General features: G+C 42.4%; 21 protein-coding genes. 14 read left to right on the top strand and 7 right to left on the bottom strand.

Going from position 1 to position 24,438, the window contains the following annotated elements; translation table 11 throughout:
* Positions 1 to 146: 146 nt before the first annotated feature.
* Complete coding sequence (locus B3S92_RS04535) at positions 147 to 743, bottom strand: cob(I)yrinic acid a,c-diamide adenosyltransferase (RefSeq protein WP_296203156.1); 597 nt, start codon at positions 741 to 743, stop codon at positions 147 to 149.
* Between the two features lie 257 nt (positions 744 to 1,000).
* On the opposite strand from B3S92_RS04535, the gene cysS reads away from it, so the two are divergent.
* The 7 genes from cysS (at position 1,001) to argJ (ending at position 10,753) form a co-directional block, all read left to right on the top strand.
* The gene (gene cysS / locus B3S92_RS04530) at positions 1,001 to 2,434 is read left to right on the top strand and encodes a cysteine--tRNA ligase (protein ID WP_422662633.1); all 1,434 of its coding nucleotides are present in this window, start codon (positions 1,001 to 1,003) and stop codon (positions 2,432 to 2,434) included.
* A gap of 128 nt (positions 2,435 to 2,562) precedes the next feature.
* Positions 2,563 to 4,524, top strand: coding sequence for a mechanosensitive ion channel family protein (locus B3S92_RS04525; RefSeq protein WP_296203150.1), 1,962 nt, complete (start codon positions 2,563 to 2,565; stop codon positions 4,522 to 4,524).
* A 140-nt stretch (positions 4,525 to 4,664) separates the two neighbouring features.
* Entirely contained in the window at positions 4,665 to 6,137 is a 1,473-nt protein-coding gene (guaB, locus tag B3S92_RS04520) for an IMP dehydrogenase (RefSeq protein ID WP_296203148.1), read from the top strand.
* A 199-nt stretch (positions 6,138 to 6,336) separates the two neighbouring features.
* Entirely contained in the window at positions 6,337 to 7,692 is a 1,356-nt protein-coding gene (glmM, locus tag B3S92_RS04515) for a phosphoglucosamine mutase (protein ID WP_296203145.1), read from the top strand.
* A 123-nt stretch (positions 7,693 to 7,815) separates the two neighbouring features.
* A complete protein-coding gene (pdxH, locus tag B3S92_RS04510; protein WP_296203167.1) occupies positions 7,816 to 8,460 on the top strand; it encodes a pyridoxamine 5'-phosphate oxidase in 645 nt (214 codons plus the stop codon).
* Between the two features lie 144 nt (positions 8,461 to 8,604).
* Positions 8,605 to 9,420 carry an exodeoxyribonuclease III gene (xthA, locus tag B3S92_RS04505; protein WP_296203142.1) on the top strand — a complete coding sequence of 272 codons (816 nt, stop codon included), beginning with the start codon at positions 8,605 to 8,607 and terminating at the stop codon, positions 9,418 to 9,420.
* Positions 9,421 to 9,511: 91 nt separating this feature from the next.
* Positions 9,512 to 10,753: a bifunctional glutamate N-acetyltransferase/amino-acid acetyltransferase ArgJ gene (gene argJ, locus B3S92_RS04500; protein WP_296203140.1), complete on the top strand. Its 1,242-nt coding sequence runs from the start codon at positions 9,512 to 9,514 to the stop codon at positions 10,751 to 10,753.
* Between the two features lie 88 nt (positions 10,754 to 10,841).
* Here argJ and B3S92_RS04495 read toward each other — a convergent pair whose 3' ends face one another.
* From B3S92_RS04495 to B3S92_RS04485, 3 genes are all read right to left on the bottom strand, one after another.
* Positions 10,842 to 11,831 (bottom strand): alpha/beta fold hydrolase, encoded by a 990-nt coding sequence (locus B3S92_RS04495; protein ID WP_296203138.1) that lies wholly within the window; start codon positions 11,829 to 11,831, stop codon positions 10,842 to 10,844.
* 87 nt (positions 11,832 to 11,918) lie between these two features.
* Positions 11,919 to 12,884: an alpha/beta fold hydrolase gene (locus tag B3S92_RS04490; RefSeq protein WP_296203135.1), complete on the bottom strand. Its 966-nt coding sequence runs from the start codon at positions 12,882 to 12,884 to the stop codon at positions 11,919 to 11,921.
* Positions 12,885 to 12,933: 49 nt separating this feature from the next.
* Complete coding sequence (locus B3S92_RS04485; protein WP_028858919.1) at positions 12,934 to 13,098, bottom strand: rubredoxin; 165 nt, start codon at positions 13,096 to 13,098, stop codon at positions 12,934 to 12,936.
* A gap of 205 nt (positions 13,099 to 13,303) precedes the next feature.
* Between B3S92_RS04485 and B3S92_RS04480 the strand changes: the two genes are divergently transcribed.
* Positions 13,304 to 13,891, top strand: coding sequence for an adenine phosphoribosyltransferase (locus B3S92_RS04480; RefSeq protein WP_296203132.1), 588 nt, complete (start codon positions 13,304 to 13,306; stop codon positions 13,889 to 13,891).
* 138 nt (positions 13,892 to 14,029) lie between these two features.
* On the opposite strand, the gene tal is transcribed toward B3S92_RS04480, so the two are convergent.
* Complete coding sequence (tal, locus tag B3S92_RS04475; RefSeq protein WP_296203130.1) at positions 14,030 to 14,977, bottom strand: transaldolase; 948 nt, start codon at positions 14,975 to 14,977, stop codon at positions 14,030 to 14,032.
* 317 nt (positions 14,978 to 15,294) lie between these two features.
* Here tal and pheA point away from each other — a divergent pair, with 317 nt between their 5' ends.
* From pheA to B3S92_RS04445, 6 genes are all read left to right on the top strand, one after another.
* Entirely contained in the window at positions 15,295 to 16,473 is a 1,179-nt protein-coding gene (pheA, locus tag B3S92_RS04470; protein WP_296203128.1) for a prephenate dehydratase, read from the top strand.
* A gap of 89 nt (positions 16,474 to 16,562) precedes the next feature.
* A complete protein-coding gene (hisC, locus tag B3S92_RS04465; RefSeq protein WP_296203127.1) occupies positions 16,563 to 17,666 on the top strand; it encodes a histidinol-phosphate transaminase in 1,104 nt (367 codons plus the stop codon).
* Between the two features lie 110 nt (positions 17,667 to 17,776).
* Positions 17,777 to 20,074, top strand: coding sequence for a bifunctional prephenate dehydrogenase/3-phosphoshikimate 1-carboxyvinyltransferase (locus tag B3S92_RS04460; RefSeq protein WP_296203125.1), 2,298 nt, complete (start codon positions 17,777 to 17,779; stop codon positions 20,072 to 20,074).
* A 244-nt stretch (positions 20,075 to 20,318) separates the two neighbouring features.
* Entirely contained in the window at positions 20,319 to 21,275 is a 957-nt protein-coding gene (rarD, locus tag B3S92_RS04455; RefSeq protein ID WP_296203124.1) for an EamA family transporter RarD, read from the top strand.
* Between the two features lie 111 nt (positions 21,276 to 21,386).
* The gene (gene folB / locus B3S92_RS04450) at positions 21,387 to 21,767 is read left to right on the top strand and encodes a dihydroneopterin aldolase (protein ID WP_296203122.1); all 381 of its coding nucleotides are present in this window, start codon (positions 21,387 to 21,389) and stop codon (positions 21,765 to 21,767) included.
* A gap of 58 nt (positions 21,768 to 21,825) precedes the next feature.
* On the top strand, positions 21,826 to 22,488 hold the full coding sequence (locus tag B3S92_RS04445) for a hypothetical protein (protein WP_296203120.1): 663 nt from the start codon (positions 21,826 to 21,828) through the stop codon (positions 22,486 to 22,488).
* Positions 22,489 to 22,539: 51 nt separating this feature from the next.
* Here B3S92_RS04445 and cysE read toward each other — a convergent pair whose 3' ends face one another.
* Positions 22,540 to 23,406 carry a serine O-acetyltransferase gene (cysE, locus tag B3S92_RS04440; RefSeq protein WP_296203119.1) on the bottom strand — a complete coding sequence of 289 codons (867 nt, stop codon included), beginning with the start codon at positions 23,404 to 23,406 and terminating at the stop codon, positions 22,540 to 22,542.
* 54 nt (positions 23,407 to 23,460) lie between these two features.
* Positions 23,461 to 24,312 (bottom strand): RNA methyltransferase, encoded by an 852-nt coding sequence (locus tag B3S92_RS04435; protein WP_296203116.1) that lies wholly within the window; start codon positions 24,310 to 24,312, stop codon positions 23,461 to 23,463.
* Positions 24,313 to 24,438 lie beyond the last annotated feature (126 nt).

Below are 24,438 nucleotides of genomic sequence, written 5' to 3'. Positions count from 1 at the left end.
AAAAGTAACTAAAACTTTTGGGCTTTTAAGCCCTTAGTTAGCTTAAGTTAGCTCATTAAAAAAGGTCCAACAAACTGTGTTGGACCTTTTTTTATTGTGAGATACTTTATAAAACTATTTAAATAACAGGCTGGCTATATGGTTGGCTAACTGCTGAATTTATCCAATATGGTTTTATCCCATAACACCTCTTTTGAGCCCTCAACTTTGGCGCAATATCTTGATAAAACAAAAAGCCAGTCTGATAGACGATTTAATAGTTTAAGCGCATTTGCGCTTATGGCTTGACCGCTGATTTGCTGTAGGTTAACCGCTTGACGTTCAGCACGGCGGCAGACAGTTCGAGCGATATGGACTTGACTGACTAAACGAGAGCCTGCTGGTAAGATAAAATCCTTTAGGGCAGGTAGATCTTGGTTAAAGGTATCAATTTCAGATTCTAGCCAGCTAATATGACTTTCAGTAATACCTTTATATTCCGGCATAGCCAGTTCACCACCGATATTAAATAATAAATGTTGAACGGTGCTTAAGCTGTCAGATATCGCAGTAAATCTTTGTGCTTTATCTGCCTCTAAGGCTGCTATCTGTGCCAAGATCATGCCGATATGGGCATTTAATTCGTCAACGTCACCCATTACCACAAAGATAGCATCTGCTTTACTGACACGGCTACCATCTGCCATGCCTGTCGTGCCATCATCTCCAGTGCGGGTGTAAATTTTGGTTAATCGATTGCCCATAACGGGAACTCCAGTAAAGCTAAGGGGGTTTTATTAAAAAACTTAAGTTAGCATCATATCCTATGCCGATGAAATATAGCAATTTTAGCCAAGCTTAGGTAATATGAGCCTCGCTAAGAATAATACTTGATGTCATCATTCATCAGTTTTCATTATAAGGTTTTAATATGTCTTTATCTGCCAATATCACGCAAACTCCTGAATTCCTATCAAAACAGTTGGTCGAAAGTCAGGCCACGTTGAAGATTTATGATTCTATGACTACCGATAAACGAAAGTTTAAGCCGCTACAAGCCGGTAAGGTAGGCATGTATGTGTGTGGTATGACGGTTTATGATTATTGCCATATTGGTCATGCTCGGGTAATGGTTGCCTTTGATGTGGTATCACGCTGGTTACGTCACTTAGGTTTTGAGGTGAATTATGTGCGTAACATCACCGATATTGATGACAAAATTATTGCTCGTGCTAATGAAAATGGCGAAGAGATTGGCGGCTTAACCGAACGCTTCATTAAGGCTATGCATGAAGATGCTGTGGCTTTAGGCTGTGCAGATCCTAACTCAGAGCCACGCGCCACACAGCATATCGATGAAATGCTGCAAATGATTGATACCCTAGAGCAAAAAGACCATGCGTACGCTGCGGCAAATGGTGATGTCTATTATGCCGTTGAAACCTTTGAGGGTTATGGCAAATTATCAAAGCGGAAATTAGAGGATTTGCAAGCGGGCTCACGGGTCGATGTCGATACCGATAAGAAGAACCCATTTGACTTTGTACTCTGGAAAGCGGCAAAACCAGGTGAGCCACAGTGGGATTCTAACTGGGGCGGTGGTCGTCCAGGCTGGCATATTGAGTGTTCTGCTATGTCAACTAAGTGTCTAGGGGACAGCTTTGACATTCACGGTGGGGGTCATGACTTACAGTTCCCACACCATGAAAACGAGATCGCCCAATCAGAGGCGGCGACCGGCTGTACTTATGCCAATAACTGGATGCATGTTGGTTTTATTAACGTTGATGGCGAAAAGATGTCTAAATCTTTAGGGAACTTCTTTACCATTCGTGAAGTGATGGAGAAGTTCCACCCTGAAACTATTCGCTTCTTTATTCTATCGAGCCATTATCGCAGTCAGGTTAACTTTTCAGATACAGCACTAAAAGAGGCGCATTCAGGATTAACTCGAGTTTACCAAGCGTTGAAAGCGGCCGAAGCAGTTTTAGAATCAGCAGGCAAGCTGGATGAGTCAGTAGAAGCGTCAACTGAAGTGGTTAATGAGATCAGTGGTTATAGTGCTAATTTCATCAAGGCTATGAATGATGATTTTAATACGCCACAAGCCATCAGCGTCTTATTTAGCTTAGCAAAAGAGGTTAATAAGCTGGCACGTGAAACAGAAAATGACCAAGGTATTGCTAAGCTACAAACGGCTGCAATGACTCTAAAAGCGCTGGCTGCTACTTTAAATATTGGTCAAGTGAATCCGACAGAGTTCCTGCAGGCTCAAATTGGTGCGGTAAGTGAAGGTCAGATGAGTGATGAGCAAATCGATGCGCTTATTCAAGAGCGTATCGAGGCTAAAGCCAATAAGAACTTTGCTCGTGCTGATGAAATTCGTGATTTGTTACAGCAAAACAATATTGAGCTTGAAGACGGTAAGCAAGGTACGACTTGGAGACGTATCTAGTTTTGCTTAATTGATTGATATCGGTACAGTAAATAAAGCTAACTCGACAAGCACGGTCTAGATAGGTAGCGTCTGTGTTTTAAGTATAATGCCCTAGGCTCTGGCAACCAAAACGACTTGGAGTGTGCATGAATAACTTAGCATACAAAAACGAAGTAGCTTGTACTACAAGCTTGTCGAGCTCTGATGTGATGTCATCTGTTCGAAAAAACAGCGTTATTAATCAGCCGACCCTAGCTAAGTGGGATAAGCCTCTGCTTAAGGCGCTCCATTTAGCTGTGGTCGTGTTGTTTATGTTTTTGGCACCAGCTTTATCCCATGCTAAAGACGCAAAGACAACGCAGCAAGCACAAAATGCTGACCAGCCTGACAACATTATTGACTATGCCATTCAGAAGGTTCAAAAAGACCAACCAGAGGAGGATGAGGAGGAAGTTACTCGTCCGCTCTTGGCTGAAAATGAGCTTACAGGGGAGTTCAATGAAGCCTACTATGTGCTAAATAAGCTTAACTCTGGTTTGCCTGAATTATCTACTCCCCCTAATCTTGAAACACCTCTGGCCACATTAGAATTCTTTAATAGCGCCAACTTGCAAAAAAACTTTGCCCTAGCAGCCTATGCGTTAAACCTAAATTTATTACCTGAAGCGGCCCAAAAGAACGAAGCCACAGATCTGGCAAAGAAGCTGGATTATTTAATGACCGAAAAAGGTCTGTATATTTTCGATGATCTGCCGGATCGTTCAGACGGTTTAGTTGAGCCTGTACTAGGGACTGATAGTCCCATTCATGGGGTGCCAAGACGCTCTATAAAACTGGGTGATATTAACTACAAGAACAGAAGCGTACCCCTATACTTAGAACGTGTACGGGTAGGCAATCAGTCGCCAGTTTGGGTGTTCTCCTCGCAAACTGTGGCCAATATTAATGCGCTATATGATATTCATAAGCCAGCAGAGTTCGAGCGCTTTTTACCAGAGCCAATGACGGCTAAAGTTTGGGGTATTAGTGTTTGGGAAGTGCTGGTTCTAATTCTATTTATGTTTGCCACTATGGGCATAAGCTTTGCGCTCAGTAAAGGGGTGTCAAAGTTTGTCAGTCTATACTCCAATGCCATCACTCACCGTACCCAAAAGGACGAGCTGTCGTTGGGTAATAAAGGCCTGACTGACTTTTTCTCAAAAATAACAGTGCCTCTTACTGTCACCTTAAGCTTCTCTATGATGCTGGCTTTGGTCTCTGGTAGCTTGCCTAGAGTAGATGCCATCGCCACCTCCACCCGGCCTATTATTTGGTTGTGTCTGGTTATCAGCGGTCTATGGCTTGGGGTTAGGGCGATTAACTTTTTTGCCAACCGATACCAAGATTACCAAATTGATTCATTAGATGAAGAGCAATTTAATACCCAGCGTATTAGGATGACTTACGTCTCAGTATTTAGACGTATTTTCATTTTTGTCATGGTACTGGGTGGCGTTTGGATTGGTTTGGCAGAGTTTGCTGACTTAGAGGGACTGGGCACCACGTTGTTAACCTCTGCGGGGATTGCTGGGGCTATTATCGGTATTGCGGCTCAGCCAACTTTAGGCAATATTATTGCGGGCTTCCAGGTAGCAATCACTCAGCCAGTACGAATTGGCGATACCATATTTGTTAATGATATCTGGAGTGAGGTGGAAGACTTACGCTATACCTACGCGGTATTAAAAACATGGGACGATAGAAGGCTTATTGTGCCGATGAAGTACTTTGTCACTGAGGTGCTAGAAAACTGGTCACATACCTCATCGCATCAGTCCAGTGCCGTTCATTTATATGTCGATTATGGCGCGGACATCGATGCCATACAGCAGAAGTTTTATGAGTTGGCTATAGCGCATGAGCTATGGGACAAAGACATGAAGCCTGAGATGAGAGTCATCGAGGTGACCCAAGAAAGCATTACACTGCGAGGTAAAGTCAGCTCTGATGGGCCGATGAATGCTTGGAATTTAGAATGTGATATTCGTAAGCAAATGCTAGATTATTTAAATGAGAATCACAGAGGCCATTTACCCACTGACCGCATCACTTTTGCCCCAAGAAACTAAAAATCAACTCAAGAAAAGTCACTATTATTAATAATTACTTAAGCGGTATTTAAAGCAGGAAGCTCTTTAAATTCAAGTGCTCACAAAGCTGATAATTTTGTTATAATAGGTTGCTTATTTTCCCTAGCCAAGAGGTCTGTATGTTGCGAATCGTAGATGATGCCCTAACTTTTGATGATGTTTTACTCCTGCCTGCATATTCAAATGTGCTTCCTAAATCAGCTTCATTGACGACGCGATTAACTGAAGATATCTCTTTAAATCTTCCTCTAATATCGGCCGCAATGGATACAGTAACAGAATCAGAAATGGCGATCACCATGGCTCAGCTTGGTGGTATGGGTATTGTGCATAAGAATATGGACATTGACCGTCAAGCGATGCAAGTGCGTCGTGTAAAAAAATTCGAAGCCGGTACAGTGGTAGATCCTATCACAGTGACCCCAGATATTACTGTGGGTGAGCTGCTTCGCATTACCAATGAAAATAACATCTCTGGGGTACCTGTTGTAGAGTCAGGTAGTGGTCAAGTTGTGGGTATCGTTACTCACCGTGATGTGCGTTTTGAAACCAATCACAACCAACCTGTAAGTAACGTAATGACACCACAAGATAAGTTGGTAACCGTAAAAGAAGGCGAGTCTAACGAAAATATTAAAAAGCTGCTTCATGAGCACCGCATTGAAAAAGTTTTGGTGGTAGATGATAACTTTGGTCTAAAAGGTATGATTACCGTCAATGACTTTAACAAAGCTGAAAACAACCCTAATGCTTGTAAAGACTCACAAGGTCGCTTACGTGTGGGCGCTGCTGTGGGTACGGGTGCAGACACTCAAGCCCGTGTCGAGGCTTTGGTTGAAGCAGAAGTGGACGTAATTGTTGTTGATACTGCACACGGTCACTCACAAGGCGTTATTGATAAAGTAAGCTGGGTTAAGAAGAATTTCCCACACATTCAAGTTATTGGCGGTAACATTGCTACTGGCGATGCAGCCTTAGCTTTACGCGATGCAGGTGCTAACGCAGTGAAAGTAGGTATCGGTCCAGGCTCTATCTGTACCACTCGTATTATTGCCGGTATTGGTGTGCCTCAGATTTCAGCCATTGATAATGTGGCTTCTGCGTTAAAAGACAGCATTCCTTTAATCGCTGATGGTGGTATTCGTTACTCAGGTGATATGGCCAAAGCCATTGCTGCTGGTGCTTCGTGCATCATGGTGGGCTCATTATTGGCAGGTACTGAAGAGGCGCCAGGTGATGTTGAGCTATTCCAAGGTCGCTACTACAAAGCGTACCGTGGTATGGGCAGCTTAGGGGCTATGTCTGGCTCAAACGGCTCCTCTGACCGTTATTTTCAAGATGCCAAAGATGGCGTTGAGAAATTAGTACCAGAAGGCATTGAAGGTCGTGTTCCTTATAAAGGCCCAGTTAACGGTATCGTAAACCAATTAGTGGGCGGTCTACGTTCATCAATGGGTTATACGGGCTGTGCCACTATTGAAGAGATGCGCACCAAACCTGAATTTATCAGAGTAACTTCTGCAGGTATGAAAGAGTCGCATGTTCATGATGTTCAGATTACCAAAGAAGCTCCTAACTATCGTATTAGCTAATGAGAAATCATTGACTAGATAAAGGTTGTTTTGTTGGTTAACCTGTTATTGGACAGCCAAAAAGACCAAAAGACAATATCTTTTGGTCTTTTTTTTGTAGTATATTAGGACATAATAAATTTATTAGTTATTGATTTAATGGTTACTTATTTGATTACTATTTTTAATGCTATTTAATTGCTATTTAGTTGAGGGATTTATGAGCTATTTCGGTACAGACGGTATACGTGGACTTTTTGGCAAGTTTCCAATTACCCCAGATTTTGTTTTAAAACTAGGCTATGTGACAGGCCAAGTTTTGGTAGAGCATCACGTTTCTTCAAAGAAGAAGCCGAGTGTGGTGATTGGTAAAGACACGCGTTTATCCGGCTATGTTATCGAAGCAGCCTTACAAGCAGGGTTTAACTCAGCGGGTGTTGATGTGCATATGGTGGGTCCTTTACCAACCCCTGCTATTGCTCACTTAACGCGTAGCTTCCATGCCGATGCTGGCGTGGTGATTTCTGCTTCTCACAACCCTTATTATGATAACGGCATTAAGTTTTTTGCTGCAGATGGCCGCAAGCTTAGTGATGAGATGCAAGAAGCGATTAATAAAAAGCTAGACGGCATTGTAGAGGGTCATGCGGACTACACTCAAGAAGACCCTGCTCAACTGGGTAAGCATTTTCGAATCAATGACGCCAAAGGCCGTTATATCGAATTTTGTAAAGGTAGCTTTCCTTACCAATATGATTTATCCAATCTAAAGATCGTTATTGACTGTGCTAATGGTTCAGGCTATAGCGTAGGGCCTCGTGTGTTACGTGAGCTTGGGGCTGAAGTTATTGCTATCCACAATAAACCTGATGGCATCAACATTAATGATAAATGTGGCTCTACTTATCCAGAAGCGATTCAGCAGGCCGTGGTTGAGCACAAAGCGGACTTAGGTATCGCTTTAGATGGTGATGGGGACCGCATCATCATGGTAGATGAAAACGGTGATTTGGTTGATGGAGACGGCATATTATACATTCTAGCCACTAAGTCGGAAACCAAAGCCGCAGGTGTTGTTGGTACTCAAATGAGTAATATGGGTTTACAGCTAGCACTTGAAGCTGAGGGCATTACTTTAGAGCGAGCAAAAGTAGGCGATAGATATGTAATGCAAGGCTTAGAGGCCAATGATTGGATCTTAGGCGGTGAGCCTTCAGGCCATATCTTATGCTTGGATAAGAGTCGTACCGGGGATGCTATTATTGCTGGACTGCAGGTGTTGGCAGTGATGGCACAGACCAAACAAACCCTAAGCCAATTGACCAAGGGCTTTAAGCTATTGCCACAGACCCTAGTTAATGTGCGCTTAGAGCAAATGGCAGACCCGTATGATTTCCCAGAGTTAGCGCAAGCGTTTGATGAGGCATCAAAAGGCATTGAAGGTCGCGGTAGACTACTGATTCGTAAGTCAGGCACTGAACCTCTTATCCGAGTTATGGTTGAATTAGACAATGCCGAAGAATGCGATAAGTTAGCTAATGAGCTGGCGGCTAAAGTTAAAGCAGTGATGGGCTAAACTGTTGCTGTTAGATTTAGAGTATTTACGGTTTTATTAAAGGCATCAGTCTTTCTTATAGCACAGTTTTTTTACCGCAATGCGGTTAAGCAAATGGCTACTAAGAGAGACAATGGGGGCAATATGGATTTTAGTGATAAAAGAGTCTCATACGAAAAAGGCGAGCTGCATGAAGAGGTGCTGATGGACAGTCCTTTTGAGCTATTAACGTTATGGTTAAATGAAGCCATTGAACAAAAAGCTCCTGAGCCTTATGCCATCAGCTTAGCTACCTGTGGTTCAGACAATATGCCAGCGGTAAGAACGGTGTTAGTACGAGAAGTTGATAATGAAGGGATAGTTTTTTATAGCAATTATCTCAGTCATAAAGGCCAAGATATTGACCAAAATCCTCATGCTGAGGCTCTGTTCTTTTGGCATGATATGCAGCGCCAGGTAAGGATCCGAGGCAATATCACTAAAGTAGACCGTGCCACCACAGAGGCTTATTTCCAAAAGCGTCCCTATGAAAGTCAAATAGGCGCTTGGGTAAGTCAACCGCAAAGTGGACCAGTGTCAAGTCGCCAAGCTATGGATGATAAGTTTGCTGAGCTAAAACAGCAATATCCTGAAGGCGAGGTACCAACGCCTGACTTTTGGGGTGGCTATCAAATCACTGCTACTGAGATAGAGTTTTGGCAAGGCAGACCCAACAGACTTCATGACAGAATTGTCTATACCAAAGTTACTGATACCGACCAGTGGGATATTAAGCGCTTACTACCATAAAGGTTAGCTTGGTTTATAAATAAAATATAGTGTGCAATTAGCAAACAGTGTTATAAGCAAATAGCAAAATTAGAAAATAGTAAAGTTACTAAATAGTATAAAAACGATTAGCAATTCACTTTTTACCTTGGGATATTTAGGTTTATGATCCGTTTTGTCAGTTTTAATATTAATGGAATTAGAGCGCGTCAACATCAATTAGAAGCGGTAAAAGACATCATTGATCCAGATGTCATGGGCATTCAAGAAACCAAAGTACATGATGAGCAGTTCCCTGTACAAGATGTGGAGTCACTAGGCTATCATGTAGAATACTTCGGTCAAAAGGCACACTATGGGGTAGCTCTAGTATCAAAGCAGAAGCCTATTTTTGTCCAAAAAGGTTTTCCAGGCGAAGCAGAAGATGCTCAAAAGCGTTTTATTCATGCCCGCTATGTATTTGATGGAAAAGAGGTTGATGTGTTAAATGGCTATTTCCCACAAGGGGAGAGCCGAAACCATGAAACCAAGTTTCCAATGAAAAGAGAGTATTACGCCTCGTTAAATGTCTATATTGATGCTTTAAAAGAAGAAGGGCGTACGCTGATTATTATGGGCGATATGAATATTGCGCCAGAAAACAATGACATCGGTATCGGTGAAAAAAATGCGCAGCGCTGGCTTAAAACTGGCAAAACCTCTTTCTTACCAGAAGAGCGCGAGTGGTATACAGCTTTAATGAGCCGAAATTTATTTGATACTTACCGTATCCATAACCCAGATTGTAATGAGAAGTTTAGCTGGTTCGATTATCGTAGTCGCGGCTTTAATGATAATCCAAAACGTGGACTTAGAATTGACCACATCTTATGTACAGAGGATATTAAAGACAACTGTATTGATGCCGGAATCAGTTATGAATTAAGAGCGATGGAGAAACCATCAGACCATGCGCCAATTTGGGCTTCTTTCCGATTTTAAAAAAAACAGCCTAAAAAATAGCCTAAGCAAATAAAATCAACTTAAATAAAGACTGCACCGACAGCTTTTAACCGATAAGTAAGGGATATTTATGCCAGTAGGAAATATAGCACCACCAGACATTATTCATGCCATTGAAGGCGTTGAAATTGGCATAACTGCTGCTGGCGTTCGCTACAAAGATCGTGATGATTTGGTTGTGTTTCGTTTAAGTGAAACCGCTTCGGTGGCTTGTGTCACTACCACCAATAAGTGCTGTGCAGCCCCTGTGTTGCTGGTGCGTGAGCATTTACAACAGCTTGCCGGCAGTGATAAATCAGCACGATATCTGCTAATTAATACCGGTAATGCAAACGCTGCAACAGGCGAGGAGGGCTATCGCCGTGCGCTGCAAACTTGTAAAGCTTTAGCTGACAAAGTAGAGGTAGAAGTTAATCAGGTGATGCCTTTTTCTACCGGTGTTATCGGCGAAGTAATTAATAGTGAAGCCATTATTAACGGATTGGATAACTGTTTGGCCAATCTATCGCAGGACAATTGGTTATCTGCTGCCAACGCTATTAGAACCACAGATACTATCCCTAAAGTGGCCAGTACCAATGTGGTTGTGGATGAAGCCACAAGCTACAAAGTAACCGGTATCTCAAAAGGCGCGGGCATGATTCGCCCTAATATGGCTACTATGCTAGGATATGTGGCCACAGATGCGCCTATTGCTCAGCCATTACTACAGCAGATGTTAGTAGAGTTGACCAATCAATCATTCAACCGCATTACCATTGATGGGGATACCTCAACCAATGATTGCTGTGTGTTGATTGCTACCGGTGATGACCAGGCGAATTTAATCGATTCAACTCAGCACCCACACTACCAAGCACTGTACCAAGCATTAAAAGAAGTCTTTTTGCGTTTGGCTACCTTGATTGTCAGAGATGGGGAAGGGGCAACCAAATTCATTACAGTTAAAGTGACTGGTGGTAAGACGGTTGAAGATTGTTGCGATGTGGCCTATGCCGTTGCTCACTCTCCTTTAGTGAAGACAGCCTTTTTTGCCAGTGATCCAAACTGGGGTCGTATTGTGGCTGCAGTGGGCTACTCAGGGGCTGAAAACCTTGATGCCGATCAAGTTAGTGTGACCCTTGATGATGTGGCCATTTGTACGCGTGGTCAGTTAGATCCAAGCTATACTGAGGAGCAAGGCCAAGAAGTCATGAGCCGCCCTGAGATTACCATTAATATTGATCTGGGTATGGGCGAGGCTACTGATACCGTTTACACTTGTGATTTATCTCATGAATATGTCAGCATCAATGCCGATTATCGCAGCTAGCTAGCTCTGACATAACTTGTAGCTAAATACAGCTTATAGTTAGATTAATATTTTTTGAGGCAGCCCTTGTTATCGATGGCTGCCTTTTTTAACGGAAATGCTCAGCAAATAAATCCGCCAAATAACGAGCTAGGGTATCTGGTATATCGTGACCCAGACCAGGTATCAGCTTAAAATCAGCGTGCGGAATGGTTCTTGATAGGCTATGACCATGAGCAGGAGGCAATAACCTGTCTTTTGACCCATGCACAATTAAGGTCGGCTGTTTGATTTTTTTATCTATATTTACTAAGGAGCCTGTCGCTAATAGGGCTAATAATTGACGGCTTACTCCTATGGGATAAAAGCGGCGATTATAGAGCAGTTTAGTACGCTTTAAAGCCCGCTTTTCATCAAAAAAGTCAGGAGAGGCGATAACCCGTTGTAAATTCAGGTTGTTTTCGATAATTTTAGTGGCATCTTTGGTCTGCGGGATAGGTTTGGTCAGAGCTCTGAGGGCATCAATCCTAGGCGGGGGTAAAAAAGGTTTGTTATTGCTAGTGGCTAGCAAACCAAGCTTATCCACTCTATCGGGATGTTCGGCGGCTAAAATTTGAGCAATCATACCGCCCATGGACATCCCAATCACATGACACTTCTCAATTTCTAAGGCATTTAACAACTGATGCACATCCTCAGTCATATCAAAAAGGGTATAAGGGATGCTGTCTTCTTCGATGTGTAGAGGCAAACCTAGCTTAAATCGCGATAATAAAGCTAGCTTTTTTGAGACTGACTTATACTCTTTGGTAAGTTTGTTTTTGTGCTTAAGCTTGCTTGATTTGCCTATGTCTCGATTATCAAATCGAATCACTTGATATCCTGAGTTGATTAGCTCTTGGCAAAATAGGTTGGACCAAACCAAAGATTGAGCACCGAGTCCCATAATTAATAGAATAATCGGATCACCCTCATTGCCGCCACGCTCTAAGTAGAACTTATATTTTGGCGTTCTTATTTTATAAGCTTGCATGAAATGTGCATACTTTGAGGGCTTGGTCTTAATTCTGTACTGATTATCTGATGTTTTATAGGGCATAAAAGAACCTAGTCTTCTTAATTGATTACTCAATGAGAGTCTATCATTATAGAAGACTAGAGTATTTGAATGTCAATTTTATGACAGTTAGCTAACTTGCAGCATGTGCTTTTTTAGCTCAGCGACAATGAAGGGTTGAAAGTATTCAGGTAAGTCGTGCGACATGCCTTTAATAAGTTTAAAGGTAGCATTGGGGATATCTTTGGCGACTGCTTTGCCGTGCGACGGAGGTAATAGTCCATCGTTGCTGCCATGCATCACCAAAGTGGGGGCTTTAATCTCTTTGGTATAAGGCTGCACCGAGCCGGTCATTAAAATAGCCTTTAGTTGCTGCAGGCTACCCACCGGATAAAAGCAGCGTTGATATCTTAATTTAGCAACCTCAGCCACAGCTTCTTCATCGATATGACCTTGTGAGCCCACGGTTTTAATAAACCATTTGCCATGCTCAACGATATCTTCTTCTTTATAACTGTTGGGACGTTTGATTAACGTGTACAGTTGTTTTGGTCGAGGCGGCGCTAATAAAGGTTTGTTATGCGTAGAGAATACTAAGGCCAAACGGTCCACTAAATGAGGATGCTTAGCGGCTAAAATCTGGGCAATGATACCGCCCATAGAGGCACCTAACACATGCACTTGACGAAAGCCTAAAGCCTTAATCAAGTCTGCGGTATCCTCTGCCATATCATCTAATCGATAGGGAAAGGGTGTTTTTGAGTTATCCAGTCCTAACTGCAGTTTCATCATGGCAGCCAAGGTATTGGTTTTGGGCAGATCTGAGCGAGAAATTTTAGTAGATAAGCCAATATCACGGTTGTCAAAACGAATGACAAAGAATCCGGCATCTATAAGGCGCTTTACAAAGTTTTCAGGCCAAAATATAAGCTGTGAGCCTAACCCCATAATCAGCAGTAAGGGAGGGTTTTTAGGATCGCCACCCACTTCGACACAAAGCTCAATATCCTTAGAGACTGGAATTATGGCTTGTTGCATCATTGCTGAAACAGGCGAGGGATACCAATCATACTGGTTGAGAATGGAGTTTGGCATGGTACATAAAATCCTTTTAATGGCCTTGGGTCGTATCTATTAAGATAAACTATACCTCTAGCATTTCAAAGTCTAATTTACCGACCCCGCATTCAGGACAGGTCCAGTCATCAGGGATATCTTCCCATTTGGTGCCTGGTGCAATCCCTTCTTCCGGGCAGCCTAACTCTTCATCATATATCCAGCCACAAATTATGCATTCCCATTTTTTCATTATACAGCTCTCTATATAGCATAAGGTTAACGTTTAAATTTGGGCATTGATTATAGCAAACAAGCTCAGTAACAGGTATTCGAATTTCAGTGACCTATCTGTAAGACTCAAGGGAGATGATATGGTAAAATAGACGTTTTGTTAAACAATAGCCCTCTCTATATGTTTATCTTACCTCTTCGACCCTAATTTTGATGGAAAACTTATGAGTGACAACCCTCAAAGCCTCTCAAGCGTGCAAGAGACAGGCGCTGTGCCACCGAGCAATGAAGATTTACAAAGCCGTAGACAGCATGACTTGTGGAAAGCCATTCGCACTGTTCCTGACTTTCCTAAGCCTGGTATTGATTTTTATGACATCACTCCGTTACTGCTTGATCATGTGAATGAAGTTATTGATGCCATGCTAGCAGCTTTACCGGATGGCTTATTAGAGCAGATTGATTGTTTTGTGGCTGTTGAAGCCCGTGGTTTTGTTTTTGCAAGTTTGTTATCAGGACGCTTGGGCAAAGGTATGGTGTTACTGCGTAAGCCTGGTAAACTACCGCCTCCTGTGGCCAATAAGTCCTATGCCTTAGAGTATGGTAGTGATACTTTAGAAATCCAAGGCGGTATGGCTCCACGTAAAGTATTATTGGTTGATGATATTTTAGCTACTGGGGGCACTTTAAATACCGCTTATCATTTGTGTAAAGAAGCTGGCCATGAAGTGGCAGGTGTATTAGTGCTACTGGATTTAGTAGATTTACATAAGCCTTTCCCAGTGCCAGTATATACCGTACTAGAAGGCTAAGCCCTTAGCAATAATAGATCTTAAAAATAATAGATATAGCCGATAATAAAAAACTCTACGCTAGCGTAGAGTTTTTTTGGTTTAAAGACAGTTAATGCTTTTAAAAGTTATTTATTCAACAGTTGTGCATTTAACTTATTATTTGTTTAATTGCTTTAAAGCCTTGGCTAGCTCATCACGCGCATTGATAAAGCCGTCAATACCTTTCGGTAATAAATGCTGAGTGATGCTGTCTTTTTCATATTCAGCACTGAACTGTTCTTCAGTTAGGCTCACCTTTGGCATGGTTTCGCTTGCCATATCTGCTGAAAGCACTTGCTCCACGTTAGTGTCTAAAGCAGCCAACTCATCCAAAAGCTCGGGTGAGATGGTAAGTAGGTCACATCCTGCTAAAGCTAGAATTTGATCCACACTTCTAAAGCTAGCACCCATAACTTGAGTCTTATAGCCGTGTTGTTTGTAATACTGATAGGTGCGCTTAACCGATTGCACGCCCATGTCTTCACTTACAGGAATGTCTTGACGGTTTTGCTCACGTTTTTGCCAGTCAAGGATACGGCCGACAAAAGGAGAGATTAGCGTCACGCCTGCTTCGGCACAAGCCACAGCTTGATGCTGACCGAAGATTAAAGTTAGGTTGCAGTGGATGCCTTCTTTTTCCAACTGTTCAGCAGCCTTAATACCTTGCCAAGTAGCAGCAATTTTAATCAAGATGCGGTCTTTGTCTACGCCGGCACGCTCATAGGCTTCCATAAACTCATGTGCTTTGGCAATGGTGGCTTCAGTGTCATAAGACAGTCTAGCGTCTACTTCAGTAGAAACACGGCCATCGATTAATTTTAGGATGTCACAGCCCACTTGAACCGTTAAGTCATCAATCACTTTATCAATCATGTCATCGCCATGATTGGAGTAACGGTTTAGGGTATCAGCCAACATGGCTTGCTTGTCTGGGTGGGTGAGTGCTTTGGTAATTAGACTGGGGTTGGTCGTAGCATCAACTGGCTTTAAGCGAGCAATGGCACTTAAGTCTCCAGTATCAGCAACAATAGTAGTCATGGTTTGTAATTGTGATAAGGCACTCATCATCTATTCCTAATTTATTTCTATGAGATTAAAAAATATCAAGGGTATCATCACAGTCGTATATGCTAAGTTATAGTAAATAAATACAGTAACTTAATATAAAAGTGCGGACCCTCTAGCGTTAATTTTTGCAGAGTATTAAACTAGGTTAATACCTTTAAAAATACACTTACTTATCCATAAGTTGGCTGAAAATGGAAAGTAAGTGTATTGACAACTTAAACGACGCTATCTAAACAGGGCGTAAGTTTGTTATAGTTACTTTATTATGACTTGTAACGTACCCAACTATCATAACATGACCCATAGGCTTTTTTATGACTTCGTCAACAAATAACGATAATAACGCTGATAACAATATCAAAAAAGGCGCTACTGAAAATTTTTCAGCTCCTGAGAATGTATTGGTTGAGCTACGCCAAAAAATTGACCAAGTGGATGGTGAAATTTTACAGCTCATTAGTAACCGTGCCAAACTTGCTCAAGAAGTGGCCATCTTCAAAAAAGAACATGCAGATGAAGTAGATACAAACCCCATCTTCTATCGTCCAGAGCGTGAAGCACAGGTATTAAAAAACATTATGAAGCGCAATCAAGCTTCAGACAGTCCTATTAGTGACGAAAAAATGGCACGCTTATTCCGAGAAATTATGTCGGTTTGCTTAGACTTAGAAGCCCCACAGAAAATTGCTTTTTTAGGGCCTGTCGGAACCTTTACTCATGCCGCGGCATTAAAGCATTTTGGTAAGGCGTCAACTACTGTCCCCTTAACCACCATTACTGATGTATTCCGTGAAGTTGAAGCAGGCTCTGCCATGTATGGCGTGGTGCCAGTGGAAAACTCGTCAGAAGGGGTAGTAAACCATACCCTTGATGGTTTCTTGACCTCATCACTAAAAATTATCGGTGAAGTGGAACTGCCAATCCATCATAACTTCTTAGTGGCAGAGCATACCAAGATTGATAGCTTAAGTCGTATCTACTCACATCAGCAGTCATTGGCTCAGTGTCGCCATTGGTTGGATGTGAACTATCCTAATGTAGAGCGGGTTCAAGTCTCAAGTAATGGGGAAGCAGCTCGCAGATTAAAAAATGAGTGGCATTCGGCAGCTATTGCTGGGGATGTGGCAGTAGCAGAGTATGATCTACATAAGCTACATGAAAATATTGAAGACAACCCAGGCAACACCACTCGATTCTTAATCATCGGTCATGAGGATATCGCGCCTTCAGGTCAGGATAAAACCTCCATCTTGGTCTCAGCCCATAACAAAGCAGGGGCGCTGATTGAAATTCTGAAGCCTCTGTCTAAGCATGGGGTCTCTATGACCAGTATTGAGACTCGTCCAGAGCGTCCAAATAAGTGGTCATACGTGTTCTTCATCGATATGGAAGGTCATATTGAAGATGAGAATGTTAGAGCCGCTATTGAGGAGATTCGTCCTTTAGTTCGTGATGTTAGAATTTTAGGTTCTTATCCACAAGCTGTTATTTAGAGCCTTAAGCTGTTGTTTTGAGCTAAAATGCTGTTAATCCGCCAGTATCCGTTACCCATTGGCTATTTGTCACAAAATTAGGTAAAACCATGACCGAAAAAACATTTTTAACCCCAGCCTACGATAGCATCTTAAAGTTAAAAGCTTATCAAACCGGTAAATCTGTTGAGGATTTAAAGCGGGAGTATGAGGTTAATGATGTCCTAAAACTAGCTAGCAACGAAAACCCCTTAGGATCGTCTCCTTATGTGACCTTAGCGATTACCAAGCAGTTGGATCAGCTGGCGCGCTATCCAGATAGCAATGGCACGGATTTAAAGCAAGCGGTGGCAGACTTTAATGATGTGCACAGTAGCCAAGTCACTTTGGGTAATGGCTCTAACGACTTATTAGATATTATCGCTCGCACGTTTGTTAGTCATAACGATGCCATAGTTTATAGTGAGTACGCTTTCATCGTTTACTCTATGTTGGCGAAAATGATCGGAGCTACTGGGATTGAAGTGCCCGCTAAGCGCTATGGTCATGACTTACAGGCGATGCTTGAAGCCATCCAGCAGAACAATAATGTACGTATGGTATTTATCGCCAACCCTAATAACCCGACCGGTACTTTATTAAGCAAACAAGAGATTCAAGAGTTTGTAGAGCAAGTGCCAGCACACGTTTTGGTTGTGTTGGATGAGGCTTATATTGAGTACTGCGAAGAGAGCAATAATCGCCAGCTAATCGATGAGTTTGATAACGTTATTTTGGTAAGAACCTTTTCTAAGGCTTATGGGCTAGCAGGTTTACGCGTGGGTTATGCCTTAAGTCATCCTAACATTGCAGATATGTTGAATCGTATCAGACAGCCCTTTAATGTCAGTTTACTCGCACAATCAGCGGCGGTAGCTGCCTTAGCTGATCAAGATTTTATAGCCAAAGTTCATAAAATAAACGATGGTCAGATGCGCTGGATCTGTAAGCAGTTTGATGCGCTAGGCCTAGGCTTTGTTAAATCGTACGCTAACTTCGTAATGGTCAATGTAGGCGACGCTGACAGCATCAATCAAGCCTTACTAGAGCAAGGAATCATCGTACTTCCCTTGGCAGGTTATGGATTGGATGAGTGGCTACGTATTACGGTAGGAACGCCAGAAGACAATACCCGTCTAATAGACACTCTTCGCGACACCTTGGAATCTATGTAGGCCTGTTAAGTTATAGACTTTTGGCTGATGTGACAAAGCACAAAGGCAAAGCAAAGCAAGACAATATAGATATCCTCATGACTAATATAATAAAAGTAGGTTAATGAAACATGCTGTTTGAACAGGTTTGTATAATAGGTTTGGGCTTAATTGGGGCAAGCTTGGCTCAAGCTATCAGAGACAGACAGCTGGTTGGAAGATTGGTGGCGGTAGACAGGCATGCTCCCAGTATTGAAGCTGCTTTAGCAGACGATGTGATAGACGCAGGTAGTGATTCATTATTTGATGTGGTAGCAGGCAGTGATTGTATCATTGTGGCGGTCCCAGTTAAGACCGTTGGCGCAGTCTTCAAAGGTATTGAACAAGCGATGAGACAAGGCTTGATTGAAGCAGACTGCATCATTAGTGACGTTAGTAGTACCAAACTAAATGTGGTTGAGGCTGCCAAGGAAGTCTTTAAAGAGCTGCCTTCAGGTTTCGTGCCGGCACACCCCATCGCGGGAGCCGAGCAGTCTGGTTATAATGCCCGCCGCAGCAACTTATTTGTCAATCATAGTTTAATCATTTGTGAACTAAAGACCACCGACCCTGAAGCCATTGATAAGGTGGCTAAGCTGTGGGAGGGTGCAGGCGCTACCATAATGAAAATGGGGGTCGAGCATCACGATGCAGTATTGGCTTATACCAGCCATCTCCCGCATTTACTGGCTTTTAACTTAGTAGAGCAATTGGCCAGTCATGATGATAATATGGATATTTTTCGCTATGCTGCTGGGGGGTTTCGTGATTTCACCCGCATCGCCGCCAGCGATCCAGTGATGTGGCATGATATCTTTATCGCCAATAAGCCAGCTTTAATCAATGCTTTGGATGAATACAGCAGGTATTTATCAGAACTACGCAGTTTAATTGTTAACGAGGATTCTACTCAATTATTAGGTTTACTGGGCCGGGCTCAATCCGCCAGAAAACATTTTGGTCATATGCTGACCAGCACCCCTTATACTAAAAAATTAACGGACCCTTCTAATACGGATAACTCTATGGCAACCTCAAATCAAGCCTCTAGCGCATACATTATTACCCCAAGTACCACTATTAATGGCAGCATGACTGTTCCAGGCGATAAATCTATCTCCCACCGCAGTATTATGTTTGGAAGTTTGGCTGAAGGGGTGACCAAAGTCACTGGATTTTTGGAAGGGGAAGATGCCTTAGCAACCCTACAAGCATTTAGGGATATGGGAGTTACCATTGAAGGTCCAGAAAATGGCGAAGTAACCATTCATGGTGTGGGTATTAATGGACTTAAGCCCAGTAAAACGCCTTTATATATGGGCAACTCTGGTACTACCATGCGTCTTTTATCGGGCATTCTAGCGGCTCAGCCATTTGACAGTGTATTAACCGGTGATGCCAGCCTATCGAAGCGTCCTATGGAGCGTGTGGCAAAACCATTGCGTGAGATGGGTGCGACCTTACAGACCACAGGTGAACGCGGCACCGCGCCTATTAGTATTACTGGTAGCGATAAACGAGGCAGTAAGCTACAAGGCATCACTTATGATATGCCAGTGGCTTCAGCACAAGTAAAATCATGCTTATTGCTAGCCGGCTTATGGGCAGAAGGCAAGACCACGGTTATCCAACCTGAAATTAGCCGTGACCATACTGAGCGTATGTTAAGCGCCTTTGGTTATGACGTCGAAGTTGAAGGCAATAAAATCAGTGTGGTTGGTGGTGGTCAACTGACAGCCTGTGACATTGCGGTACCTGCTGATATCTCCTCTGCGGCCTTCTTTATGGTAGCAGCTGCCATTGCTAAAGACAGTGAAATTACCATCACTAAGGTAGGCATGAACCCCACACGTACCGGAGTGATTGATATCTTAAAGCTGATGAATGCCGATATTACCATCAGTAATGAGACCTTTGTGGGTGGTGAGCCTGTCGCTGACATCACGATTAAATCTTCACAATTAAAAGGTATTCAAATCCCTGAAGAGCTTGTGCCACTAGCAATTGACGAGTTCCCAGTACTGTTTATCGCTGCTAGCTGTGCTGAAGGTCAAACGGTACTTACCGGTGCCAAAGAGCTGCGTGTCAAAGAGTCGGACCGTATCGCAGTGATGGCGGATGGCCTAACTCAGTTAGGCGTGGACTGCACTGTGACCGAAGATGGCATTATCATTGAAGGTAAAGGCGGTAATAATTCAGAAGCGGTATTTGGCGGAGCAGAGATTTATTCACATCATGACCACCGTATTGCCATGAGTTTCTCAGTAGCCAGTTTAAGAGCCTCAGATACCATTAAAATTGAAGGGGTTGAAACGGTTAATACAAGCTTCCCAGGATTTGCTGAGCTGTGTAACAGACTGGGTATGAATATTGAAGTTAAATCGGTATAACCTTAACCTCTAATTACAGATTTGACCTCAGAAATTCACAATAAAGTCTTTGATAATTTTTTGATAAAAGATATAGATTAAAACAACAAAAATAAAGCCATCCTAATCAGGGTGGCTTTGCTCTTTCTATGCTAATAAAGATAATACACAGTTGTCCGCTAGCAGGCTATATAATGGACAGCTAATAATTATAAAAATAAATAGACTCACTCACATATCGTAAGCCGTATTCTGGATTGTTTATATGTCTTCATCCACCTCAAACGACAGCCCGCTCAGTAAACCTAAAACCACAGTAGTCCATACCACCAGCAAAGGTATTCTGACGGCTTTGATTGCCTTTAGCATTTGGGGTAGCTTTCCGTTTTATTTCAAGCAGCTAGGCGAATACAATGCCGTCGAGATTATCGGGCACCGCATTGTTTGGACCTTTGCCTGTTTGGCATTGTTTTTGGTGGTAACCAAACGCTGGCAGTGGCTAGGTACCTTAAAATCTAATCCTCGTCTAATCTGGATTACCTTTCTATCGGGAATTATTATTGCTATTAACTGGCTCACTTATGTGTGGGCGGTCAATGCCAATCTGATATTAGAAGCCAGTTTGGGTTACTTTATCAGCCCTCTAATTGGTATTTTATTGTCTCTAGTGTTTTTACAAGAAAAACTACGCCCATTACAGTGGATTGCTGTGGGCTTTGCCTTAGCTTCTGTATTAATTCAAGTGGTGATGCTAGGTAGTATCCCTTGGGTATCTTTGGTGTTGGCCTGCTCCTTTAGTGTGTACGGGGTAATGCAAAGACGCACCCCACTTCAGGCAGTAGATGCCATGTTTATAGAGACAGCCTTATTGGTGCCTATTTGTATTTGGTGGTTTATGACCTCTGATGTGGCCAGCTCATCACTATCGTTTTGGCTAAGCAGTAAGATCTGGTTTTTAATGCTTGCTGGCCCTATTACTTTGATACCGCTGCTGCTATTTAATAAATCAACCAAAATGGTGGCTTTTAGTATTCTAAGTTTTATGAACTATCTGACCCCGACCATTATTTTCTTATTGGCTATCTTTTATTATCATGAGCCATTTGATACTCAGAGATTAATGATCTTTGGTTTGATTTGGTTTGGGTTGTTTTTATTTAGTATTGATTTGTGGCAAAACAGACCTTCTAAAATGCTAAAAAAAGAATCGCTTAGCAGCTAATCAGTCCAATAACTATCCTTAGCTGCCTTTACACCTACTAAAGAACGATTAAGTTAATAACACTAAACTAACCCTACTAAAAAATTATTTTTATAAGATGAGAATATTGTCATGAGTGAACCACTGAAAAACACCGATTTCGTCAAGGTTAAAGGGCTGAAGGTTAAGGCGGTAATAGGGGTGTTTGATTGGGAGCGTGAAATTGAGCAGCCCCTATTAATTGATGTGTCTATGGCCACAGATATCAGCAAAGCGGGTAAAAGCGATGATATCAAGGATGCTATTAATTACAAAGAAATATGTGACGATATTACTGAGCTATGCCAGCAAACCAAAGCCATGCTGATTGAGCGATTGGCTGAGTTGATTGCAGAGCATATCTTAACTAAATACAACACCACTCAAGTCGAAGTTAGTGTCGCCAAGCCCACCGCTATCAAAGAGGCTGATGCAGTTGCAGTACAAATTATTAGAACTTCTGTTGCAAGCTAAAATTGAGTGTAGATTTACAGCTATAGGATCTCAAAAAACCGTGAGGGGTTAACTATTGATGTGTAGTGATAAACCATCGGCACAATTTTCTACTAAAGGGGTTGATGTAAATAGCCTAAGCATTTCAAAACAAGATAATGCCCTAAATGACTCTGATAAATTAAAGCGTGTTCAAGACAATCTTAAGAAGCAAATCATTTCAGAGATTCAACCTTTATTGCAGATTTCTGATATTGCCCCTGCAGGCTATATTGTTGAGTTGGGTAGCAACCAAGAAGCAAGCTATCACTTGCAGCAAAGTAGGAAGGTGCTTGAAGATCAGGCGATTGAGGCGTATTGGTCGACTGAGTTTATAAACCCGGATTATACGGCGACGGCGGAAAACCCCAAGCCTGACTATACCAATCAGTGCGGTTATTTAAAGCTAAATCAAGCTGATCAGCCTTGCTTAACTTTAGGGGAGCTGGTGAAGGCCAGTAAAGTAATTGAAAAGCAGATCCAACAAGATTGTTATGAGGCCGAAAAGATTAATCGGCTTGAAGTTGATGAATTATTGCAATCTATTACCGAGCCTAAAAATAGAGTAGTTATTATAGATATTGATATCTTAGCGATTGTTACCGACTCGGGAGAGGTCATTGCTGTTGAAGAGCGCTACCCATTCAAGAATCATGAATGGGTAGGTTTAATTGAGCTTTATCAAAATCACTGGCTATCTTAAGGCCAGTGATTAAGTCATGGTTTTCTGATCCTTAAACAATTAATAGCTTTATTAATTATTCATCATATCAATCTCATCTACTGAGATTTTCTCACAGTCTTTGGGCTTAAAGGTTGGGTCTAGTTTGCACAATGCTTTTTGCAATTCATTAATGCGGGTTTCAGACTGCTGAATGTGGCTCAGTACTTTGCTAAAGGCTTCAGCGACTGGATCTTCTGAGTCTGGATTTAGACCGTAGGCGCTAAAGTCGACTCTTTCAGACAAGCGCTTACCATTAAGCTGCCCATAGTTTTTAGAGGTTTCTGGGCAGTCTGTCTCTTTAGCGGATTGACTGGGTTTTTGGCTATTGGCATTGACCGACTCTGACTCAGTTTCAGTGGGAGCATTAATCATTCTAGCGGCGCTACCGACCATGGTTGCTTCAGCAGGGACTTCTTTTACTACGACGGCATTGGAGCCAATTTTTGCGTTTTTGCCCACAGTGAATGGTCCCAATACTTTGGCACCAGCACCCACAATAACGCCATCTTCTAAAGTAGGGTGACGCTTGCCTTGTCCTAGAGAGACACCGCCTAAGGTAACGCCATGATATAAGGTGACATCATCGCCAATTTTAGCGGTTTCACCAATGACAACCCCCATACCGTGGTCAATAAAAAAACGTCTGCCAATTTGTGCTGCCGGATGAATCTCAATACCGGTAAGCATGCGAGAGCCATAAGAAATCGCTCGCGCTGAGAACTTATAGTCTTTATTCCACAAGTAGTGAGCACCGCGGTGTAGCATCAAAGCATGGATACCAGGGTAGGTTAATAAAACCTCTGTACTGTTTCTAGCAGCTGGGTCACGTTCGAATACCGCAGCGATATCCTCTTGTAATGAGGCCTTGGCTTTTTTAATGGCTTTAATTAGTCTCATAGGATTGTCTTATTTTATTATCAGTGTGGGTTAAAAATTTAAGTCAGTATAACGTTACAACTTTCGTTTAATCTTAGCAATTATAGAGCTTACAATTTCAAATTCTTTTTGATCCAACTGCAGTCTTGACAGCAAACGGGATAGCCGACTTGGCAGCTCTCTTAGTTTATCAGCTTCTGTGCTTTCTACTAACTCTAAACGCTGCATTAACTCAATAATTCGAGTTTGTAGTTGGTTTTTTTGATGTTGATCGATGGCTGGCATGTCCCAGCTTTGTCTCTGTCTTATCTCAATCTCGGTGGTATCAGTGGTATTATCAGTTGGCTTAGCCTGTAGGTCATGCTGCAGAAAACGACTATAAATAAAACTAGCAATAACTTGTATCGCTGAGGCCACATTAAGCACAGGATAGTCGGGATTAGCGTCAATCTGAATGTGATAATCAGCTAAAGCCAATTCTTGATTGGTTAGCCCTCGGTCCTCACGGCCAAATAAGATGGCGACTTTGGTCTCATCAGTCGGCCTACCTAAAATAATATCCGCGGCCTCGTTGGGTGTGACTACAGGACGGGGGATGTGTCGTTGCCGACTGCTAGCAGCAAATACCAGATGGCAATCAGCCAAGGCATCCTCTAAGTTCTCTACCACAGTGCAGTTAGCTAACACAGACTGAGCCCCTGCTGCATGCGCCACACTGTCTTCATCAATGGGTAGCTTAGGATCAACCACTACTAAATCTGTTAATCCCATAGTCAGCATGGCCCTTGCCGCTGAGCCAATATTGGCAGGCAGGGTAGTGTTTACCATAACTATTTTAATATTGCTTAGACGTTTATTCAGTAAAGCGCTAGGCCCTATTGTTTCAGTTTGGGGATTGCTGTGATTGGTAGAGGAGGAAACAGTCATTATTTTTCTTATTTAAAGAGTTAAGTTTAAAAGGGCATAACTCATAGTAAGGCATCTAAGGCATCAGTTAGCATAAAGATTAGTTTAAAGAAAAGTCACCTTAAAAGCTATTTGATTACACCAAAC

Origin of the sequence: Psychrobacter sp. UBA3962 (assembly GCF_002385225.1) — a bacterium.
Classification (GTDB): Bacteria; Pseudomonadota; Gammaproteobacteria; order Pseudomonadales; family Moraxellaceae; genus Psychrobacter.
This window is presented reverse-complemented; position numbering and strand designations above follow the sequence as displayed.

Coding starts and splice junctions, on each gene's coding strand:
- pheA (WP_296203128.1), top strand. CDS start 15,295: ATGACTTCGTCAACAAATAACGATAATAACGCTGATAACAATATCAAA.
- folB (WP_296203122.1), top strand. CDS start 21,387: ATGAGTGAACCACTGAAAAACACCGATTTCGTCAAGGTTAAAGGGCTG.
- B3S92_RS04485 (WP_028858919.1), bottom strand. CDS start 13,098: ATGAAAAAATGGGAATGCATAATTTGTGGCTGGATATATGATGAAGAG.
- pdxH (WP_296203167.1), top strand. CDS start 7,816: ATGGATTTTAGTGATAAAAGAGTCTCATACGAAAAAGGCGAGCTGCAT.
- tal (WP_296203130.1), bottom strand. CDS start 14,977: ATGAGTGCCTTATCACAATTACAAACCATGACTACTATTGTTGCTGAT.
- argJ (WP_296203140.1), top strand. CDS start 9,512: ATGCCAGTAGGAAATATAGCACCACCAGACATTATTCATGCCATTGAA.
- guaB (WP_296203148.1), top strand. CDS start 4,665: ATGTTGCGAATCGTAGATGATGCCCTAACTTTTGATGATGTTTTACTC.
- B3S92_RS04535 (WP_296203156.1), bottom strand. CDS start 743: ATGGGCAATCGATTAACCAAAATTTACACCCGCACTGGAGATGATGGC.
- B3S92_RS04490 (WP_296203135.1), bottom strand. CDS start 12,884: ATGCCAAACTCCATTCTCAACCAGTATGATTGGTATCCCTCGCCTGTT.
- rarD (WP_296203124.1), top strand. CDS start 20,319: ATGTCTTCATCCACCTCAAACGACAGCCCGCTCAGTAAACCTAAAACC.
- cysE (WP_296203119.1), bottom strand. CDS start 23,406: ATGAGACTAATTAAAGCCATTAAAAAAGCCAAGGCCTCATTACAAGAG.
- B3S92_RS04495 (WP_296203138.1), bottom strand. CDS start 11,831: ATGCCCTATAAAACATCAGATAATCAGTACAGAATTAAGACCAAGCCC.
- B3S92_RS04460 (WP_296203125.1), top strand. CDS start 17,777: ATGCTGTTTGAACAGGTTTGTATAATAGGTTTGGGCTTAATTGGGGCA.
- B3S92_RS04445 (WP_296203120.1), top strand. CDS start 21,826: ATGTGTAGTGATAAACCATCGGCACAATTTTCTACTAAAGGGGTTGAT.
- hisC (WP_296203127.1), top strand. CDS start 16,563: ATGACCGAAAAAACATTTTTAACCCCAGCCTACGATAGCATCTTAAAG.
- xthA (WP_296203142.1), top strand. CDS start 8,605: ATGATCCGTTTTGTCAGTTTTAATATTAATGGAATTAGAGCGCGTCAA.
- glmM (WP_296203145.1), top strand. CDS start 6,337: ATGAGCTATTTCGGTACAGACGGTATACGTGGACTTTTTGGCAAGTTT.
- B3S92_RS04525 (WP_296203150.1), top strand. CDS start 2,563: ATGAATAACTTAGCATACAAAAACGAAGTAGCTTGTACTACAAGCTTG.
- B3S92_RS04435 (WP_296203116.1), bottom strand. CDS start 24,312: ATGACTGTTTCCTCCTCTACCAATCACAGCAATCCCCAAACTGAAACA.
- cysS (WP_422662633.1), top strand. CDS start 1,001: ATGACTACCGATAAACGAAAGTTTAAGCCGCTACAAGCCGGTAAGGTA.
- B3S92_RS04480 (WP_296203132.1), top strand. CDS start 13,304: ATGAGTGACAACCCTCAAAGCCTCTCAAGCGTGCAAGAGACAGGCGCT.